General features: G+C 65.2%; 14 protein-coding genes. 9 read left to right on the top strand and 5 right to left on the bottom strand.

What is annotated here, in order from left to right:
• Window positions 1-5: 5 nt before the first annotated feature.
• Window positions 6-1,727 (top strand): PAS domain-containing hybrid sensor histidine kinase/response regulator, encoded by a 1,722-nt coding sequence (locus tag UC34_RS12455; protein WP_157123177.1) that lies wholly within the window; start codon window positions 6-8, stop codon window positions 1,725-1,727.
• A gap of 232 nt (window positions 1,728-1,959) precedes the next feature.
• Window positions 1,960-3,768: a thiamine pyrophosphate-requiring protein gene (locus UC34_RS12450; protein ID WP_044455794.1), complete on the top strand. Its 1,809-nt coding sequence runs from the start codon at window positions 1,960-1,962 to the stop codon at window positions 3,766-3,768.
• Here the strand turns inward: UC34_RS12450 and UC34_RS12445 are convergent.
• Together UC34_RS12445 and UC34_RS12440 are read right to left on the bottom strand one after the other, a co-directional pair.
• A complete protein-coding gene (locus UC34_RS12445; protein ID WP_044455793.1) occupies window positions 3,666-4,694 on the bottom strand; it encodes a UDP-glucuronic acid decarboxylase family protein in 1,029 nt (342 codons plus the stop codon). The genes UC34_RS12450 and UC34_RS12445 overlap by 103 nt on opposite strands.
• Complete coding sequence (locus UC34_RS12440; RefSeq protein ID WP_063389833.1) at window positions 4,691-6,028, bottom strand: glycosyltransferase family 4 protein; 1,338 nt, start codon at window positions 6,026-6,028, stop codon at window positions 4,691-4,693. Before UC34_RS12440 ends, UC34_RS12445 begins: the two co-directional genes overlap by 4 nt.
• A 740-nt stretch (window positions 6,029-6,768) precedes the next feature.
• Here UC34_RS12440 and UC34_RS12435 point away from each other — a divergent pair.
• The 7 genes from UC34_RS12435 to UC34_RS12405 all read left to right on the top strand — a co-directional run bounded on the left by UC34_RS12435 (window position 6,769) and on the right by UC34_RS12405 (window position 13,064).
• The gene (locus UC34_RS12435) at window positions 6,769-7,800 is read left to right on the top strand and encodes an SDR family oxidoreductase (protein WP_044455792.1); all 1,032 of its coding nucleotides are present in this window, start codon (window positions 6,769-6,771) and stop codon (window positions 7,798-7,800) included.
• A gap of 121 nt (window positions 7,801-7,921) precedes the next feature.
• Window positions 7,922-8,218 carry a DUF2795 domain-containing protein gene (locus UC34_RS12430; RefSeq protein ID WP_044455790.1) on the top strand — a complete coding sequence of 99 codons (297 nt, stop codon included), beginning with the start codon at window positions 7,922-7,924 and terminating at the stop codon, window positions 8,216-8,218.
• Window positions 8,219-8,251: 33 nt separating this feature from the next.
• On the top strand, window positions 8,252-8,827 hold the full coding sequence (locus tag UC34_RS12425; RefSeq protein ID WP_044455789.1) for a hypothetical protein: 576 nt from the start codon (window positions 8,252-8,254) through the stop codon (window positions 8,825-8,827).
• Window positions 8,824-9,690 carry an SDR family oxidoreductase gene (locus UC34_RS12420; RefSeq protein WP_044455788.1) on the top strand — a complete coding sequence of 289 codons (867 nt, stop codon included), beginning with the start codon at window positions 8,824-8,826 and terminating at the stop codon, window positions 9,688-9,690. Before UC34_RS12425 ends, UC34_RS12420 begins: the two co-directional genes overlap by 4 nt.
• 43 nt (window positions 9,691-9,733) lie before the next feature.
• A complete protein-coding gene (locus tag UC34_RS12415; RefSeq protein ID WP_084070591.1) occupies window positions 9,734-10,387 on the top strand; it encodes a DUF4142 domain-containing protein in 654 nt (217 codons plus the stop codon).
• A 24-nt stretch (window positions 10,388-10,411) separates the two neighbouring features.
• On the top strand, window positions 10,412-12,835 hold the full coding sequence (locus UC34_RS12410; protein WP_044455787.1) for a catalase: 2,424 nt from the start codon (window positions 10,412-10,414) through the stop codon (window positions 12,833-12,835).
• Window position 12,836: 1 nt separating this feature from the next.
• The gene (locus UC34_RS12405) at window positions 12,837-13,064 is read left to right on the top strand and encodes a hypothetical protein (RefSeq protein WP_044455786.1); all 228 of its coding nucleotides are present in this window, start codon (window positions 12,837-12,839) and stop codon (window positions 13,062-13,064) included.
• 9 nt (window positions 13,065-13,073) lie between these two features.
• Here UC34_RS12405 and treY read toward each other — a convergent pair whose 3' ends face one another.
• Genes treY through treZ form a run of 3 tightly spaced genes read right to left on the bottom strand, consistent with a single transcriptional unit; the run spans window position 13,074 to window position 19,822 of the window.
• The gene (gene treY, locus UC34_RS12400) at window positions 13,074-15,785 is read right to left on the bottom strand and encodes a malto-oligosyltrehalose synthase (RefSeq protein ID WP_044455785.1); all 2,712 of its coding nucleotides are present in this window, start codon (window positions 15,783-15,785) and stop codon (window positions 13,074-13,076) included.
• Window positions 15,786-15,797: 12 nt separating this feature from the next.
• Window positions 15,798-18,023 carry a 4-alpha-glucanotransferase gene (malQ, locus tag UC34_RS12395; RefSeq protein ID WP_044455784.1) on the bottom strand — a complete coding sequence of 742 codons (2,226 nt, stop codon included), beginning with the start codon at window positions 18,021-18,023 and terminating at the stop codon, window positions 15,798-15,800.
• The gene (gene treZ / locus UC34_RS12390; RefSeq protein WP_044455783.1) at window positions 18,020-19,822 is read right to left on the bottom strand and encodes a malto-oligosyltrehalose trehalohydrolase; all 1,803 of its coding nucleotides are present in this window, start codon (window positions 19,820-19,822) and stop codon (window positions 18,020-18,022) included. The genes malQ and treZ overlap by 4 nt, the downstream gene beginning before the upstream one ends.
• Window positions 19,823-19,850 lie beyond the last annotated feature (28 nt).

Raw genomic sequence — 19,850 nt, 5'->3', positions numbered from 1 at the left:
CCGTCATGAGCAGCAAGTTTCGTGCCGGACGCGGGGCGGCGCTCATCGGGGTCACGGTGGCGGCCTTGGCGATCGATCTCGTTCTGAGGACCCGCACGCCGCCTGGCGTCGCTGAACTCACCGGGCTCATCTACGTGCCGGTGATCGCGCTGGCCGCGTGCTGGACCCACCGCACCGGTAGTGCGCGTGCGGCCCAGCGTGTGCTCGATGCCATGCCCAATGCAACGTTGAGCGTCGATGCCGAGCTTCGCATCACTCACTGGAATCCGGCTGCCGAGCGCATGTTCGGGGTATCGTCGGATCAGGCCGTAGGACAGGTCGCGACACGGTTCATTGCGCGACACTGGCTCAGAAAGCACCCGTTGCGCCTGCCGCAAAGTGCCGAAGCTGCGCGTGCGACGGCAGTCGATGTCGTATGTCTGCGTGCCGACGGGCGGCCGTTTCGTGCGACGTTCTCCAGCGCGCCCTTGCGCGACAGCGCGGGCCAATGTGTCGGCGCGACGGTCCTCATGCGTGACGAAGGTTCCCGACATCTCGACAATCGCCGCATTCGCCAATCGCTGCGCGGCGCGCGCGACGAACGTGATCAGGCCGATACATCCAATCGCATGAAAGATGAGTTGCTCGCAACAGTTTCACACGAGTTGAGAACGCCGCTCAATGCCATCTACGGGTGGGTGGAGGTGCTTCGGCACCCGTCGGGGCAGACCATGCAGTCGCAGGCCGTCGACGCGATCGACCGCAGCGCACGCTCGTTGGCGCACATGGTCGACGACATTCTGGACGTCTCGTCGCTCGCTACCGGAAAACTGCGGCTGGAGCGCGCGCTGGTCGACCTGGAGCGTATCGTGCATGACGTCACGGTGACGATGCAGACCATGGCGAACACCGAAGGGGTCACGCTCACATCGAGCATGTCGGCGCCGACCGGCATGTTGCTGGCCGACGGCGAGCGGCTGCGGCAGATGCTCACGAATCTGGTGTCGAACGCCATCAAGTTCACGCCGCGCGGCGGACACGTGGAGGTGTCGCTTGAGCAGGACGCCCGATGGCTGCGTCTGTCCGTTATCGATTCGGGGCAGGGCATCGCGCCCGAATTCCTGCCGCATGTCTTTGACGCTTTCCGGCGCGAGTCGGATGCACCGGTGTCCCCGCGTCGCGGACTGGGACTGGGGCTTTCGATCGTCCGGCACATCGCGGAATTGCATGGCGGCAGTGTGGAGGTGGCCAGTCGCGGTGTCGGCACCGGCAGTCGCTTTACCGTACGTTTGCCATACGACAGACCTGCCACAAACTTGCTTTCACCGGATGCACGCGTCGTGCCGACGCACCCGTCGACGGTACTTCAGGGACAGCGCATCCTGCTGGTCGACGACGACGATCCGTCGCGCGAGAGTCTGGCCGCCGCCTTGCGCACTCTCGGCGCCGAGGTGCGCGAAGTCGGCAGTGGACAGGAAGCGCTGGCTGCCTTGCACGAGTCCATGCCGTCCGTCGTACTGTCGGATCTGGCGATGCCGGACGGAGACGGGTTCTGGCTCGCACGGCAGTTGCGCGAGGTTTTCGCCGCCCGGGGCAGTCAGCCCGACGTGCCGCTGGTCGCGGTGACCGCACACGCTGACAACGCGCTGCGTCGGCAGGCGCTTTCCGAAGGGTTCGGAGCCTATGTCGCCAAGCCTGTCGAGTTGCGTTCGCTGGCGCGTCAGATACTTACGCTGACCTCGCGCTAAGGGAAGGGCGAACGCTCGACCAGGGCCGTCCCGGCATGCCGTTTTTTCAACCCCACTGTGAAAATTACCCGATAGCCGTCCGACGCGTCGGCGAGACACGCATCGGATCCGCCTCGATCTGCCTCGGTGCGCCTCCCGCCCTCCAGTGGTCCCGTCAAGGTCATTCCTCGGAAAACACCCGAATGCGGCACGAACCTTGCGCTAATCAGGTATTTACCGGGAGGACATTGTCATGTCACAGCGTGTGGGAGATTTTCTGCTTGAGCGACTCCGCTTGTGGGGCGTACAGCGAGTGTTCGGCTATCCGGGCGACGGTATCAACGGCATTGTGGGCGCGTTCGGTCGCGCGAAGAATGATCCCGCGTTCGTGCAGGTGCGCCACGAGGAGATGGCCGCCTTCATGGCCTGCGCCCACGCGAAGTTCACGGGCGAGACCGGCGTGTGTCTGGCGACATCCGGCCCTGGCGCGATCCATTTGCTCAACGGGCTGTACGACGCCAAGGCCGACCACCAGCCGGTCGTGGCCATCGTCGGACAGCAAAAGCGCGCCTCCCTGGGTGGGGATTTTCAGCAGGAAGTCGATCTGCACGCGCTGTTCAAGGACGTGGCGCACGAATACGTGCAGGAGATCGTCACACCCGCACAGGCGCGCCATGTCATCGACCGCGCCATGCGTATCGCACACGACCAGCGCACCGTGACGTGCGTCATCGTCCCGAACGATGTACAGGATCTTCCGGCGGTCGATGTCCCGCCACGCGTTCACGGCACGGTGCGAAGCGGCGCCATTCGCGACGGCGTGAGGCTTGGGCCGCGCCACATCGTGCCGTCGGACGACGAACTGGATGCCGCCGCCGAAGTCCTCAACGCGGGCAACCGGGTTGCCATGCTCGTGGGCGCCGGCGCGCTGGGCGCGGGCGCGCGCGTCATCGACGTGGCGAACCGGTTGGAGGCGGGCGTGGCAAAGGCACTGCTCGGCAAAGCTGTCATTCCCGACACCTTGCCGTGGGTAACCGGCGCGATCGGCTTGCTGGGCACGCAGCCGAGCTGGGAGTTGATGAACGAATGCGACACGCTGCTGATGATCGGTTCGGCGTTTCCGTATGCCGAGTTCCTGCCCGAGGAGGGGCAGGCGCGCGGGGTACAGATCGATATCGACCCACGCATGCTGAGCTTGCGATACCCGATGGATGTGGCGATGGTCGGCGATGCACGCGCGACGCTCGAAGCGTTGCTCCCCCGGCTTCACGTGCGGCACAACGACGACTGGCGGCAGCAGATACAGGAGCGTGTTGCCCGCTGGTGGCGCGTCATGGACCGACGCGCGGCATCGGATGCCCGACCGATCAATCCGCAGCGGGTGTTTCGCGAGCTCTCGCAACAGTTGCCCGATAACGCCATCGTCACGGCCGACTCGGGCACTGCGGCCAACTGGTATGCACGCGACGTGCAGTTGAGGGAGGGCATGATGGGGTCGCTCTCCGGCGGACTCGCGTCGATGGGGGCCGCCATGCCTTATGCACTCGCCGCGAAGATGGCGCATCCGACACGCGTTGTCATCGCGCTCGAAGGCGACGGCGCCATGCAGATGAACGGCATCAACGAACTGATCACGCTATCGAACCTGTGGCAGACATGGGACGACCCGCGTCTGGCTGTGCTGGTGCTCAACAATGGCGATCTCAACGAGGTGACGTGGGAGCAGCGCGCGCAGGAGGGCGACCCGCGTTTTGCCGTGTCGCAGTCGCTGCCGCCCTTCGACTATGCCGCCTACGCGCGCCAGTTGGGGCTCGGCGGGATTCGCGTCGAAGATCCGAACGACCTCGGCGCGGCATGGCGCGAAGCGTTCACGGCGGATCGCCCGGTCGTGCTCGATGTCGTCACCGACCCGAACGTGCCGCCGATCCCGCCGCACATAACGATGCAGATGTTCCGGCATTACACCGGTGCGTTGCTCAGCGGTGACAGCGAAGCGGTCGGCGTCGCCCGCGCGTCGATGCGCGAGACCTGGGAGAGCATTGCGAGCCGCTGGGAGAAGTAGCGAACCGTGTGCGCGAGGCCGTCGGCGAGCGAAGTCGACGGCGCCCAACCCAGATGCTTGCGCGCGGCCGTCAAGTCGGGGCAGCGGCGTTGCGGATCGTCGGAGGGCAGCGCCCGGAACTCGACGGTGGCTGTCGAACCGGTGGCCCGAAGCACCTCGCGTGCGACGTCCAGCATGGACAGTTCATGGTCGCTGCCGAGATTGACAGGCACCTCCGGCGGTACATCGGACGTCATGAGCCGAATCAGTCCGTCGACGAGATCGTCGACATAGCACAGCGCCCGTGTTTGCGAACCGTCGCCGTATACGGTCAACGGCTCGTCGCGCAGCGCCTGTGTCATCAGGTTCGAAATCACTCGTCCGTCCAACGGATGCATGCGCGGCCCGTACGTGTTGAAAATACGGGCAATCCGCGTGGCCACGCCATGTTGCCGGTGATAGTTGACGAACAGGGTCTCCGCGCACCGCTTGCCTTCGTCGTAACACGCTCGCAGACCGATGGGATTCACATTGCCCCAGTACGACTCGGCCTGCGGATGCACGCCCGGGTCGCCATAGACTTCGCTCGTCGATGCTTGAAGAATACGCGCGCCGGTACGCTTGGCGAGCCCCAGCATGTTGATCGCGCCATGCACGCTGGTCTTGGTGGTCTGTACGGGGTCGCGCTGGTAGTGGACCGGCGACGCGGGACACGCGAGGTTGTAGATCTCGTCGACTTCCACGTACAGCGGGAAGGTGACGTCATGTCGCATCAATTCGAAGTTGCCGGCGTCGAGCAGATGCGCAATGTTGTCCTTCACGCCGGTGTAGAAGTTGTCGACACATAACACGTCGTGACCGGCGAGCACGAGCCGTTCGCACAGATGCGACCCCAGAAATCCCGCACCTCCTGTCACCAGAACGCGCTTGCGATGCAGTTCCTTCATCGGATGCTCTCCTTGAGCGGGGCGGCGACCGGCGCCGCCGGTTTGACGGTGAGGGTACGCACGGGGGGCAGCGGCACGACGGTCGCCTTGCTGCGTTGTGCGCTCGCGAGTCGCGAATAGACCGCGCATAGCTGGTCTGCGACGCCGCTCCAGGTGAAATATCGATTGGCGCGTCGGGCGCCGGCCAGTCCCAGCCGATGCGCCAGACAGCGGTCGTCGCGCAATTGCGCCAGACGCTCGGCCAGCGCCTCGGGCTGCCGGGCGGGAACGAGAAAACCCGTCTCGCCGTCGACGACTGTCGTGCGGATCCCGCCCACATTGCTCCCAATGACCGGCGTGGCGCACGCCATGGCTTCCACCGGCGTAATGCCGAACGGCTCATACCAGGGTGTGGTGACGAACACGTCGGCGGCACTGTAGAAGTCGCGCAATGCATCGCGGTCGCGGCGTCCAACGAAGTCGACGTGCGCGGCAACGCCCGCGTCTTCGGCCAGACGAGACAGGCGAGCGAGCTCTTCACAACGCGTCACGTCCGCCTCGTAATCCGGGCCGCCGACGATATGCAACGTCACGCTGCGCTCACTGGTCGTGTCGTCAAGTAGCAGTCGCAACGCGTGGATGACGTTGTCGATGCCCTTGCGCGGCACGAGTCGTCCGAGTTGCAGGACGGAAAACTCGTCTTCGTCCCACCCGAGGGCCGCACGGGCGTGGGTGCGGGTGACCGGATGAAACTCCTGCGCGTCGAAGCCGCACGGCACGATCTCGATGCGATGTGGATCGGCATCGTAGAGCGTGACGAGATCGATTTCGTCCTGCGGGCATTCGGCGATGATGGCGTCCGCCGTGCGCGCGAGCGCGCTCTCGATCTGGATACGCTCCTCGGGGAACGTGTCGGACGCGCCCTGACACTGGCGTCTCACATGCCCGAGCGCGTGAAAGGTGACGACCAGCGGAATCTCCAGCACCTGCCGCACACGCAGCCCCACCTGACCGGACATGAAGAAATTCGCGTGCAGGATGTCGTAGCGCGGCGATGCCTGTGCGCAGTACCGCACCATGAACGCGGCAAATTCGGTCATATGCGGCAACAACTGCTCCTTCGGAATCTCGCACGGGGGGCCCGCTGGCACGTGGATCACGCGAATATTGCGGCCCACGGGCACGACATCCGGCAGCAGCGGACTGTCGCGTCGGGTGAAGACGTCGACCCGGTAGCCGCGCGAGACGAGTTGGCGGGCCACATTGGCGACATAGATGTTCTGGCCGCCGGCGTCGGTCCCACCGATGGCGGCCAGCGGCGAAGCGTGCTCGCTGATCAAAGCTATTTTTTGCATGACGGGTGACTCCGGCTGGGCAGGGAGCGTCAGGTATCGGCGCCGTTATGTGTGTGGTGCAAATGGCGTGCCAAGCGGCAGGACGCGCTCATGCTCACGGTGTTCCTGCGCGCCGGCGATCGCGTTGCGGCCACATCGCTGCGGTCCCATTTCACGACGTGCAACGCTTCTCGACAGCGGCATTCTTCTGTTCGGCCGAACCTATCGAGCCGGTGATGCAGGGCGCATTGGCTTGCGCCGCCGCTTGTGTTTGCCGACCTTTCTTACAAAACGTTGGACAAAAGTCCGGCCAGCGGCCGGCGCGATGACGCGGTGCGCCGGTCGTCGATTCGCGCAATGCCCGCTCGCAGGCCCTGTGCTCAGGGCGTTACGCGGCACGCGCCGCAGTGGGCCGGCGTGCGAACGACATGGAACGCGACTTGCATCGCTTGCAGGGAGGCGAGGGCAATACCTGCCGTCGCCAGCCGCATTCCGGAGGTACGTATGAATGTCGCCCTACCCATCGTTCAACGCCGGTGCGCGCCGGCCGTGGTCGTTCCGCCACACGCCTGGTTTCCCCACTCGCCGCCATATTCACCGTGGCAACGTCCATTCATCGTCCCTGACGAAACGGATGGCGAGCGGCACGTCATGCCGCTGCAATGCGATGTGGGCGGCGTTCACCGCCTCAGTGGTTCATCGGCCGCTTTACCGCACATCGAGCAGTACGCCCATCAGCACGTCAGTCAGGAGTCTCCCGAATGAGCTACACATTGAAACCGCTCGCCGAACAAGCCATCGTCATTACGGGCGCAACGAGTGGCGTCGGGCTGATCACGGCCCGCAAAGCCGCCCGTCGCGGCGCCAAACTCGTGCTCGTCGCGCGTAACGAAGTTGCCCTGGAGCAGTTGTGCGAGGAGATCCGCGAGCAGGGCGGGCAAGCCATTGCGGTCAAGGCGGACGTGTGCGACGCCGAGCAAATGCGCAATGTGGCCGTGAAGGCCATCGAAGCGTTCAGTGGATTCGATACGTGGGTGAACAACGCGGGTGTCTCGATCTTCGGCGCGGCGTCCGACGTTCCGCTCGACGACCAGCGCAAGCTCTTCGATACGAACTACTGGGGCGTGGTGCACGGCTCGCTCGTGGCAGCGGAGTACCTGCGCGGTAAACAGGACGGTGTGGGCGGCGCCATCATCAACATGGGCAGTGAAGCTTCGGACGCGCCGATTCCCCTGCAAAGCGCGTACGCCGCGTCGAAGCACGCCGTGAAGGGATTCACCGATTCGCTACGGCTCGAACTGGAAGCCGTACAGGCGCCGGTCAGCGTCACCCTCATCAAGCCTGCCGCGCTCGACACGATGTTCGTCAAGCACGCGAAGAACTATCTCGACGTAGAGCCAAAGCTGCCACCTCCGATCTACGACCCGGCGCTGGCAGCAGACGCGATTCTGCATGCCGCTTCACACCCGCACCGCGATCTGTTCGTGGGCGCTGCCGCCAAGCTGATGTCGTCGAGTGCTTATCACATGCCGGGCCTGTTCGACCGGATGGCATCGAACCTCTTCTCGCGTACGCAGCGAACCGACAAGCCGCCAAGACCGCGCGACGAAAACGCGCTGCATGAACCGGGCCGCGACCTGCAGGAGCGAGAAGGCATGGACGGCGTCGTCTTTCGAAGCTGTCCGTACACCACGATGGCCAAGCGGCCCCGCCTGAGCGGCGCACTGGCCGTAGGCGCTGCGGTGCTCGCGTGCACCGCGCTCACTCGCATGCGCAAACACGCGGCACATTAGCGTCACGCCATTTCCCTGAATCCCATGAGTCCCATGAGTCCCATGAGTCCCATGAGTCCCATGAGTCCCATCAGTCCCATCAGTCCCATCAACCCCGCAAGACTTTGATTGGAGCCAGATCATGACGCATCGCCAGCAACATACCGGTCACGAACTCAGCCGATCGCGCGCGCACGAGGGCGACAAGGCCACGCACGACAAGGGCGGTCACCAGACCGGACATCAACAGCCGCCAAGCCCGGTTGACGTTCAAAAGGCGCTCAAGGGCATGGACTATCCGTGCAGCAAGGCGGAGCTGCTCGCTTGCGCACGCGACCAGCATGCCGATCGAAAGGTGCTCGACACGCTCCAGCACATTCCCGACATCGAGTACAAGTCGCCGGCGTCCGTATCGAAGGAACTCGGCAGGCTGATGTGATGTATCGCGTCGACACGATCCAGGAGGCACGGCATGGCAACGATCGTGGTAGGCCGATTCGACACCTTCGAGCAGGCGGGCGATGCGGCCCGCCGACTCTACGCCCGGCGCTTCGGGACCGATGACGTGTCGGTCTTCTTTCTCAACCCGGCCGGCCAGCACGCCCGCTTTCCCATCGGCGGCGACATGCACGCCGACCCCGGCGCCCGCCCCGGGGGCTTCGGCGCCATTCTTGGACTCGTAGCGGGCCTGATCGTGGGTGGCGCCATCGGCGTGACGATCTATCGATTCGGCATGCCGTGGTGGCCTATCCCGATCATCGCTGCATTCGTGGGTGGCTACGGCGGTGCGCTCGCCGGAGCACTGTCGCGCATGCGCAGCCGCCGTGCGAAAGCGCAGACCTACGACGCCCGCGACGCGGGAGTCATCGTCGCCGCCCGTGTCACGTCACAAACGCCGGAATCGGCGATGACCGTGCTTCGCAACGCCGGTGCGAACGACATTCAACACACCGAGGGCGTGTGGGAGGACGGCGAGTGGCGCGACTTTTCGCCGCTTGCACCTGCGCAACCCTCGCGCTCTCCAACCGCAAAGGAGCCCGATCTATGACGACCAACCAACAACCCCAAACCCCGCCGCCGCAAACGCAGAAGCACCAGCCCGGCGTGGAAGCCGAGATGGATCCGAAGCCGCAAGACTCCGCCAAGGAGTATGTCGGCAGCGGGAAGCTGATCGACAAGGCCGCCATCGTCACCGGGGGCGACAGCGGCATCGGTCGCGCGGTGGCCGTAGCGTTCGCGAAAGAGGGGGCGGACGTCGCCATCGTCTACCTCAAGGAATCGGAAGATGCCGCCACTACGCGCGAGCTGATCGAAAAGACCGGTCGCAAATGCCTGACCCTCGAGGCGGACATCAGTAACCGCGAGGCCGCGCGCAATGCCGTGGAGAAGACCGTCAAGGCCTTCGGTCATCTGGACGTGCTGGTCAACAACGCGGGCGAGCAACATGTGTGCGAAGACCTCACCGAGATTTCGGAGGCGCAATTGCTTCGGACGTTTCAGACCAATGTCTTCGGCATGTTCTTCATGACGCAGGCTGCGCTGGTGCACATGAAACCGGGCGCACGCATCGTCAACACCGCGTCGGTGACGGCCTATCACGGCAACCCGGTGTTGCTCGACTACTCCGCCAGCAAGGGCGCGATCGTCTCGTTCACGCGGGCGTTGGCGGCCAATCTTGCCGAGAAGGGCATCTACGTGAACGCGGTAGCGCCCGGACCGATCTGGACACCGCTCATTCCTTCGACCTTCAGCGCCGATCAGGTGGCCAAGTTCGGTGCGAATACGCCGCTCAAGCGCCCCGGGCAACCGGATGAACTGGCCGCGTGCTACGTCCTCTTGTCCTGCCGCGACGGCAGTTACATGACCGGGCAGACGCTGCACCCGAACGGCGGCTCGGCGGTCGGCGGCTAGGTTTCCCTGCGGGTTGCGACCCATGACTTCGAGGAGATTCGTCATGAAACTCACGCATCGCAGCAAACATCACAGTCATCGCCGCTTCGTTCGACGGTTCATTCGACGCTTCTGCGGCTTGCTGGCCGAGCTGGCGCTGGCCACCCCGATCATGGCGGTGGCGCAGAATCCGCTCACGCCCCATGAACCGACGCCTGGCGGGGCCGACATGGTCGATCCCGGCAAGCCGCGCGACACGGATCGCATGACGCATCCGCCCGGGGGGGACGATGCGTCGTTCGTCGACGCCGCGGGACGCGCCGGAACGCTCGAAGTGCAGGCCAGTCAACTGGCGCTGGAGCGCTCGGCCAATACCGACGTGAAGAACTTTGCCCGCCAGATGGTCGCCGACCACACCAAGGCAGGCAACCAGTTGCAGCAGATCGCCGCGCGCAAGGGGATTCGCGTTCCTGCCGCCGCGGAGGTCAACCCGGAGTTGCAGACGCTCACGGCCAGGCAGGGCCATGACTTCGACGTGGCCTATGTCGCGGCAGCGGGACCCGCAGCGCACGAGCAGGCCGTCCGGCTGTTCGAACGTGAGGCGAGCGCCGGACAGGATTCCGAAATTAAGGCGTTCGCCCGCACCACGCTGCCGACCTTGCAGCAGCACCTGACGATGGCGCGCAAGCTCGCCACGTCGGTCGCCAACACGAAATGACGCGCATATGCCAGGGAGATATCCATGACCCGTCGTAAAACGCCGCAGTCCGGCGCCCCTTCTTTCGCAGACAGCGATACGCCTGCATTCGCCGCCGAGAGCGGGTTTCGTCAGTCGGACGGCGGTCCGGCCTCGGCGCCGGACGCAACGATTCGCGATCCGGGCGTCACGCGATCGAGGGAAGTGTGCCAAACCGTCGACGGCATGCCGTACAACAGGGAGAAGCAAGCGGAATACGGGCCGGGTGCAGCCTTACCCCAGACAGGCGACACGTCGAAGTCCCCGTCGCCCATGGCGCGCGCCAGCACGCTGGGCGAGCGGCACGCCACGCCCAAGACCGGTGGGGCCGCGAAGCCCGGCGTGAATAACGTCACGGGCGAGCTCTCGCGCGTGCGGGCCGACGCGGAAGGTACGCCGCTCACGACGAATCAGGGAGTGCCCGTCGCCGACAACCAGAATTCGCTCGTCGGCGGGCTGCGCGGTCCTGCACTGCTCAAGGACTTCGTATTGCGCGAGAAGATCACGCATTTCGACCACGAGCGGATCCCCGAGCGCGTCGTTCACGCCCGAGGCTCTGCCGCGCACGGCTACTTTGAGTCGTACGACGCGCTCACCGAACTCACCTGTGCGGCGCCGTTTGCCGAAGCCGGGAAGCGCACGCCGGTATTCGTGCGGTTCTCGACCGTCGCGGGCGAGCGCGGCTCCAAGGACACGGCACGCGACGTGCGAGGGTTCGCCGTCAAGTTCTACACCGATCAGGGCAACTGGGATCTCGTCGGCAACAACATGCCGGTGTTCTTCATTCAGGACGCCATGAAGTTTCCCGATCTGGTTCACGCCGTGAAACCGGAGCCGAATCATGCGATGCCGCAGGCCGCGTCGGCGCACGACACGTTCTACGATTTCATCTCGCTCTCGCCCGAATCCACGCACATGATGATGTGGCTCATGTCGGATCGCGCCATTCCTCGCAGCTTCCGTACGATGCAGGGGTTTGGCGTACATACCTATCGTTTCGTGAATGCAGGCGGGGTATCGAAACTGGTCAAGTTCCACTGGACACCGCGCTCCGGCACGCATTCGCTGGTCTGGGACGAGGCCGTGAAGATTTCGGGTGCGGATCCCGACTTTCATCGCCGCGATCTCTGGGAGTCGATCGAAAACGGTCACTTTCCGGAGTGGGAACTGGGCGTGCAGATCTTTACGGAGGCGCAGGCAGACACGTTCAGCTTCGATGTCCTCGACGCCACGAAGATCGTGCCGGAGGAACTGATTCCGATTACACCCATCGGGCGGATGGTGCTCGATCGGAACCCGGACAACTTCTTCGCCGAAACGGAACAGGTAGCGTTTTGCGTGGCCAACGTCGTGCCGGGCGTGGACTTCACCAACGATCCGTTGCTCGCCGGGCGCATCCACTCGTACTTCGACACGCAAATCAGTCGCCTGGGTGGCCCGAACTTCCATGAGTTGCCGATCAACGGCCCCATCGTGCCGGTACAGAATCATCAGCGCGATGGCATGCACCGTCAAACGATTCATCGCGGGCGCGTTGCCTACGACCCGAACTCGATGGGCGGCGGATGCCCGTTTCAGGCGGGTTCGACTGGATATGTCCCGTTCCCGGAACCCGTGCCGGAGGGCGGTGTCGAGATGCGCGGCAAACCGGCGAAGTTTGCAGAGCACTTCCAGCAGGCGACGCTCTTCTATGAAAGCCAGTCGCCCGCGGGCCAGCGGCATATCGTGCAGGCCTACCGCTTCGAACTGAGTCATGTCACCGTGCCGGGCATCCGACGACGCATGCTGTCGATGCTTCGCAACGTGTCGGAGCCGATGGCGGCGGCCATCGCGAAGGGTCTCGGAATGCCTTTGCCGGACCCCATGCCGCCGGCCGCGGACGCGCCCGCGGCGCCCGAGGTCGACCGTTCGCCGGCGCTTGCGATGGAAGCGCGTCCGGGAGAGGTGGGAATCGCCGGGCGTAAGATCGCCATATTGGTGACTGAGGGCGCGGATGTCGACGTCGTCAGGGCGGTGGCGCAGGCGCTTGGCGCGCAGCACGCCGACGTGCGGCTCGTGGGCGAGCACATCGGCATCTGCCCGGCGTCCGATGGGAGCGCGATCGACGCGGATGCCGCCCTCGACAGCCAGCCCGGTTTCCTGTTCGATGCCGTCGTGATTCCCTCCGGAGACCCGGCGGTGGACAGGTTGTGCTGCAACGGATATGCGTTGGAATTCGTTCGCAATCAGTTCCGCCATTGCAAGACGCTGCTTGCCCTTGGTCAAGGGCGGCAACTGCTCGACGCCGCCGGGATCACCCCGGATGAGGAGGACCCGGGCATATGTTTCGGTACGACGCCGGACGCACAGACGCTCGACGATTTCGTCGACGCCGTCTCGAAGCACCGGCACTTCATCAGGGAGGAAAGCGCTGGCTGGCGCGCAATCTGATATGGCCGCTGTTCTGACATTCCGTTACCGAGATTACAGCGTCATCTGTTCGGCATTGCCGCATCCGAAGGGCGGGTTCACCGGCAAAGCGTTGGTGCAGATCATTGAAGGGATGATCGGACACCATGAAGTCGAGACGTTAAAGGACGATACGCATCCGGAGGAACAGGCGGCACTGGAAGAGGCGTCCGTCGTGGCTCGGGCCTGGATCGACGCGCAGTACGCCTGACGACGCCGTTCAGGCTTCGGTGAGTACAGCGACGGGGAGGGCGTCGAGGATTTGCGCTACCGGCAACGTGCCATCGGCGCTGGCGCCGATCGCTGTCCCCGTCAGGCAGTTGCGCCAGCGTCCCGTACGCGACACGGGACTCGCGTCGATCGCCGTGTCTTGCCAGTCTTGCGGGCGGAAGCAGGGTACGCGGTGAGCCTGTTCCGCCCTTTGCGTCCCTTGCGTCCTTTGTGCCGATCCGCCGGTGGCGCCGAGATGATGTGCGGCATGCCGCGTTGCCACGCAGAGGACTGCGGCGCCGGATCCGGCAGGGGGCACGCGGGCAAACACGATGGCGTGCGGCTCGCAAGGCCCATGGGCGCGCAGGGCAACGTAGTCGCCATGGGCGAAGGCGCACGCCAATGACTTGCGCAGATGCAGGAGATGGCATAGCAGGGCCAGTTTCACGTCGCCATCCCACCATCGCGCCATCAGTGAGCGCCAAACCTGTGGGTCCTGCCGGTGCTGCCCGGCCATCGAGTCGCCCGATCCGGACAGGCGCGACATCACGGCATCGACGTGCACCGTACGACGATTGTCCGGGTCCACCAGCGTCTGATCCCACCCCAGGCTCGCCTGATAAGTGTCCGGCACGCCCGGACAGGTCAGCCGGAGAAACGTCTGCGTGAGGCCGTTCAGTGCCCCTGCCGGGGCGAGCGCATCGGAGAACCCCTGCATCGACGCGACGAATGCGGGGTCTGCCATGATCTCGTGCAGAAATGCGCCGCAGCCGTCTTCGTAGGCGGCGTCCGGTGCGACCCACGAGGTTCGGACGCCCGCTTCCCGAAGCGCTTTTCGTTGCCACTGGGCGATGCGCCCGGCAAACGCGCGCAACGATGCGGCGGCGGGCCGCGTGCCTGTCCACTCACATGGCCACGCGCCGAGCAACGTCTGGTACAGCATGAGTTCGTGGGCAACGTCCGGCGCGTGCGCAGCATGCGCTCGAAAGCGCTCGTTCTCGGCGCGCCACCCGTCTACCGCCTCGCCCCATTGCGCCGGAATCTCCGAGAGCACGGCCAACCGTGCGCGAACGTCCTCGCCGCGTTTGTGGTCGTGGGTCGCCGTCGTCAACATGGCGCGTGGCCAGTGCCGGGCGCGATGGGCGTTCGCCTGATGGAAGACGTCGAGCGGCATCGCCAGGCGCGACGCATCGCAGCCCACGTCGTTGCGCGAGAGCAGACGTCCCCAGCGGTATCCGGCGGTATCCTCCACCGCCTTCGCCGCGAGCGGGGCCGTCACCTGCGCGAAACGGATTTGCGCCTCGCGCCGCAGCGGCGACGGATCTTCCGTGGGCGTCAGCCACTCGACGAGTTGCGCCAGCGCGGCGTGGTCGAGCGGATGAAGCAGGCGTTTCGCGCCTGCCTGCGCCGAAGTGAATATGGCTTTCTCGGCATCGGAATTCTCGGAATGGCGTGGATAGCCCCGATAGACGGGAAACGACGACGCGAGCGCACAAACACACCGCCGCAGGCTCGCCACACCGAAGTCGCGCGCGCGACCATGTGCATCGATCAACCGCGCGAGCGCTCCCACCGCACGCGAGATCTCGCTGCCGAAACGCTCGCGCAGCAATTGCTGGCGGGCTTCGCACACGTGCTCGCCAAAGTCGCGCATGTCGCCTGTGCTCGTTCGCCAGTGCGCGTCCAATGCCGCCGCACCGCGCGAGTCGTGAAGCAGCGCGCCGACATCGTTCATGAAGTCGTAACCCGTCGTGCCATCGGTCTCCCAGCGCGGGTCGAGATGTTCGCCGTCCATCAAGATCTTTTCGACGACGATCCATGGCTCATGACCGCTATTGCGTCCCTTATCGCGTCTCCTATCGCGTCCCTTGTTGCGTCCCGCAGTGCGTCCGTTCGCGCGCTCACGCAACGCAGCGCGCAACTTGCGACAGTAGGCGCCCGGATCAACGAGCCCATCGACGTGGTCGATGCGCACGCCGTCGATAACGCCATCGGCGAACAAGCGAAGGGTGAGGGCGTGAACGGCTTCGAAGACCTCCGGACGTTCGACGCAAACGGCAACGAGCGAACTGATATCGAAGAACCTTCGCCAATTCAGGGCGTCTCGGGCGAGCGGCCAGTGCGTCAGGTGGAAATGCTGTCGTGCGAGCACGTCTTGCCAGTCGCTTGCCGCACGCGCGTCACCGGCAATGGCGGACGTCTCCGGCGCGACGGGCCAGCGTGCGCCGTCGTACGCGAACGAAGCCTCGCCGCTCAGTGCGCGCATCACCGAGAGCTTACGGCGGGCGAGTGCGTCGGCCAACGGCTCGGGGAGCACGGCCAACAGAACTTTGCCTGCCGGTACGTCGGCGTTGCCGTTCCAGTCGATGTCGAAATATCGGGCATAGGGACTTTGGGCACCGCGTCGCAAGACGTCCTGCCACCAGCGATTTTGCTCGCCGTTGCCCATGTGGTTCGGAACGATGTCGAGCACGAGGCCGATACCCTGCGCCGCCAGTTGGTCATGCAGACTTCGAAGTTCTGCCTCGCCCCCAAGCACGTCGCTGACGGTCCCCGGGTCGGCGACGTCGTAACCGTGCGTGGAACCTGGCATGGCGGTCCAGACCGGCGACGCGTAGAGATGCGAGATGCCCAGCGCCACGAAGGCGGGGACGTCGCGCTTCGCATGCGCGAAGGTGTAATCGGCATTGAACTGGACACGCAGTGTGGAGAGCGGCGTCATGTCGGCTCCGGGTCATGAACGGGCCGAACGCCGCGCGCTCGCTGCCCGTGTGCGTGCAAATCTCGTCAGGCGGGAGGCGACATCCGGCTCGTCCAGCAAGACTTCGACCGGTGCGCGCAAGCGCCGCCGCCAATTGGGGTGTTCGGTTGTCGTGCCCGGCAGATTATCGGCCTCGCGCGCGCCCACCGCGTCGTTGATGGGCAACAGTACCAATGGCGAGGCAGACAAGGCGACGAAGTTGACGATGGCGTCGAGCGGTGGCCTGGCCGGCGCGCGGCCTGTCGGCTGCGAGAACGCTTCGCTGGCATCGCGGGCCGACGTCTCGCCCGCACCCGGATGGGCTGCGGCGTGCCCGCTGTCGTTCACGACACCTGCCGAACTCATCGCATGCCACAGTGCCGTACGGTCCTCGCGACGGGCGCGCCGCGCGGCGCGAGCATCGATGGACGAGGGCGCAAGACGAACGCGCCAGGCGATGTCGCGCCCGGTCCACCATCCGACAGCGCTCGGCAAGTCGTGTGTGCTGGTCGTTGCCACGGCATCGACCCGCCATTGAGACGGGGCAAGGAACGGCGCCGCCTTCGGTGGCGAGTCGCGCGCAACCGGGTCGCGCGCAAACCACAGCACGTCCGTTCCCAGCACGCCTTGCGCAGCGACACGCGCCCGGAAGTCAGCCGACACCGTCCCGAGATCTTCACCGATGACGATCGCCCGATGGCGCGACGATTCCAGCGCCACGATCGCGAGCAAGTCGTCCAGGGGATACCGCAGATAAGCGCCCGCACTCGCCGGCGTGCCGGCCGGACACACCCACAGACGTGACAGGCCGAGCACGTGGTCGATGCGCAGTCCCCCGGAGAACGCCAGCGCGGCGCGCAACGTGGCGATGAAGGGACGGTAACCGCGCCGCGCGAACGCCCACGGTGAAAAGGTCGTCAGTCCCCAAACCTGCCCGCCGGCATTGAACGCGTCCGGCGGCGCACCGAGCGAAATGCCTTCGAGCAAATGTCCGCCATCCGACCATGCTTCGCTTCCGGTCGGGTCCACGCCCACGGCCATGTCCGCGATGAGCCCCGTCTCCATGCCGGCGCTCCTCGCTTGCGCATGCGCATGTCGAAGTCCCTGAAACGCCAGCCATTGGAGGAAGACATGAAATGCCACGGCATCCGCATGCTCGAAAGCCATACGCTCCGACTGCGGCGTCCATGGCGAGCGCAAGTCGGCAGGCCAGCGACGCCAGTCGTCACCGTGGGTCGAATGCAGGCGCTCGTGAAGCATTTCGAAGCGCGCGTGCGCCTCGAGCGAATCACGACCATCGCGGCGGAATCGCCTGAGCGAATCCGCCTGCTCGGTCGAGAGCCAATGCTCGCGCAGATCGTACAGATGCCGAAGGACCTGCAAGCGTGCCCCGGAAGCGGCGGGCCAGTTGACAAGGCGCTGACGTTCTCGCTGCGCATAGCCGGAAATGAGCCTCAGATGTCGCGCTGCCTCCATCGCTTCGGGCATTCCGCACAAGGCCGCCGGATCGATGTGCGTGACGTTGTACCACTGACGGTTCGACGGCGAGTAGGGGCTGTACTGGCCCGTGCGAGCGCTGAACATGGCGTGCGCGGGGCTGATCGCCAGTGCCTTTGCGCCACGCGATCCTGCCGCCGCGGCCGCGTCGGCCAACGCGCCGTAATGGCCGAGGCCGCCGTCGCCCTGACTGCGCAGTGCGTACAGCGGCACACTCATCCCCCAGCGACGTTCTGTGTCGGGTATCCGGTAGGCGTGCGGTGGGGCAACGATCAGCGATAACCGGACATTGCCGATCTCGACGTGGTGGTATCCCGGCACGTCGACGGGAAGCAATAACGACGCTCCGGAATTCGGATCGATCTCGGTCGTGCCGTCCACAGTATCGCCACCCTCAAGATGAATCCGATAGGCAAGACGCTTGCGCCCGGCCGTCACGGACAGCGCGGGCAATATGGCCGGCACGCCAGCACGCGTTACGATCTGCGCTTCGTCCGAAAGCGACGCGGGCGAATCGAGGTAGGCCAGACTGTCGCGGCACTGCGCGGCGTTACCGCACCGCAGTCCCATGGCGTCGAGCAAGGTCCGCAGCACGTCGAGCGACACCGTATGCGGCTGACCGGCGGCGTCGTCCCAACGAATAAGAAGTCCCGCCCGTTGCGCGAGGGAATGCAGCGCTTCGAGAGAGGGGGGAGAGAGTAGCGACGCAGCGGTTCCAGTCATAACGGTTCCTCCAGCCAGACGACGCAGGCGTGGGCGCGCAGCGCGCCTTCGGCGAGCGCGTCGGCGGCTTGCGGCGGGGTCTGGCAAAGCGTGACGCCTGTCGGGTGCAGCGCCTGCGTGTCGGTGGCAATGCCGCGTTCGCCAACATTGATGACGATCACCAGCAGCGATCCGTCGTTCAGACGCCATCGGGCACATAGCGCGGCAGGACTCAGCACTTCGGCGCCCGCCGACGTCGCACCAGACAGCCGTGGAACGATCCGGGTACGCCGCAACTCGATGAGGCTGCGATACCACGACAACCAGTCCTCGGCGGCAAGGGTGGTCTGCTCTCCCGGCGCGACACGGGAGGCGGCGAACGTATCGGGGTCGTTCGGGTCGGGGAGGGTGGCGCTCGGGCCGTCGGACACGCCCACGACGCCGCCCAGTTGCGCAAACTCCTCGCGCCGCCCTTTGCGAACGGCATCCGCCAATGCTCCCCGGTAATCGGTGAAGAACAGGAATGGGGTTTCGCTTCCCCATTCCTCGCCCATGAACAGCATCGGGATCTGCGGGCACAGCAGCAACAACGCGACGGCCGCGCGCAGCGCGGCAGGGTTCGCGTGCGTGATCAGCCTGTCGCCAAACGGGCGATTGCCCACCTGGTCGTGGTTTTGCAGGAACGCGACGAACGACGCCGGCGACAGAAAGCTGCTCGGCTCGCCGCGTGGTTTGCCGAGTCGCTCGACACGCTCCCCCTGATAGGCGAACCCTTCGGACAACGCCCGCGCCAAATGGGCGACCGGCTTGTCGGCAAAGTCGGCGTAGTAGCCCTGGCGCTCACCGGTGAGCAACACATGCAGGGCGTTGTGAAAATCGTCGTTCCACTGCGCGGCCGACGTGTTCGCCAATAGTCCTGCGGCGTTATGTTCGTTCTCGAAAATGAGATGGACGTGACGCCCCGGCTCGCGGGCGGCGACCTCGTCGCGGATGCAGGTGGCGAGGTCCTGAACAAATGCGTCGTTCCCGATGGCGTGAACGGCGTCCAGACGCAATCCATCTGCGCGAAACTCGAACAGCCAGTACAAAGCGTTCTGTACGAAGTACTGACGCACGCACGGCTGGTCGAAGTCGATGGCGGCGCCCCAAGGGGTATGCGTTTTCCGATCGAAGTACGGCGACGCGTACGAGGCCAGATAATTGCCGCTTGGCCCGAAGTGGTTGTAGACCACGTCCACGAAGACCATGATGTCTTCGGCATGCGCCGCGTCGATGAGCGCCTTGAGTTCGTCGACGCTGCCGTAAGCGCTTTCCGGGGCGAACGGCAACACGCCGTCGTAACCCCAGTTGTGTCGGCCCTCGAAGGTGCCGATCGGCATGAGCTCGATCGCGCTCACGCCCAATTGCGCGAGATAGGGCAGGCGTGCACGCACGCCGTTGTAGCCGCCAAGCGCCCCGACGTGCAGCTCGTAAATCACCGCTTCCTGCCACGGGCGACCCCGCCATCCGTGCGTTTGCCACGCAAACGCGCGGGGATCGATCACGACGCTCATGTCGTGCGGTCCGCCGTCCTGCGCCCGTGACGCCGGGTCTGGCACCCGCTGACCGTCGGGCAATACAAAGGCGTACCGCGTGCCCGCGATGCACGGCACCGCCAACTCGAAATGACCGCTGTTGACGGGTTGCATCGGCACGGGGTCGTCACGCTCGATCGCGAGTTGCAGGGTGCTCACGTCCGGCGCCCAGATGCGAAAGCGTGTCGTGCCATCCGCCTGCAACTCGGCGCCGAAGGGAAGAGGGAAAGCGTAGGTGGTGGTCATGGACGGGTCAGCGTGAGGGCGTGGAGCG

Source organism: Pandoraea vervacti, from assembly GCF_000934605.2.
GTDB classification, from domain to species: domain Bacteria; phylum Pseudomonadota; class Gammaproteobacteria; order Burkholderiales; family Burkholderiaceae; genus Pandoraea; species Pandoraea vervacti.
The sequence above is the reverse complement of the archived record's forward strand: the minus strand, read 5'-3'. Positions and strand labels throughout refer to the sequence as shown.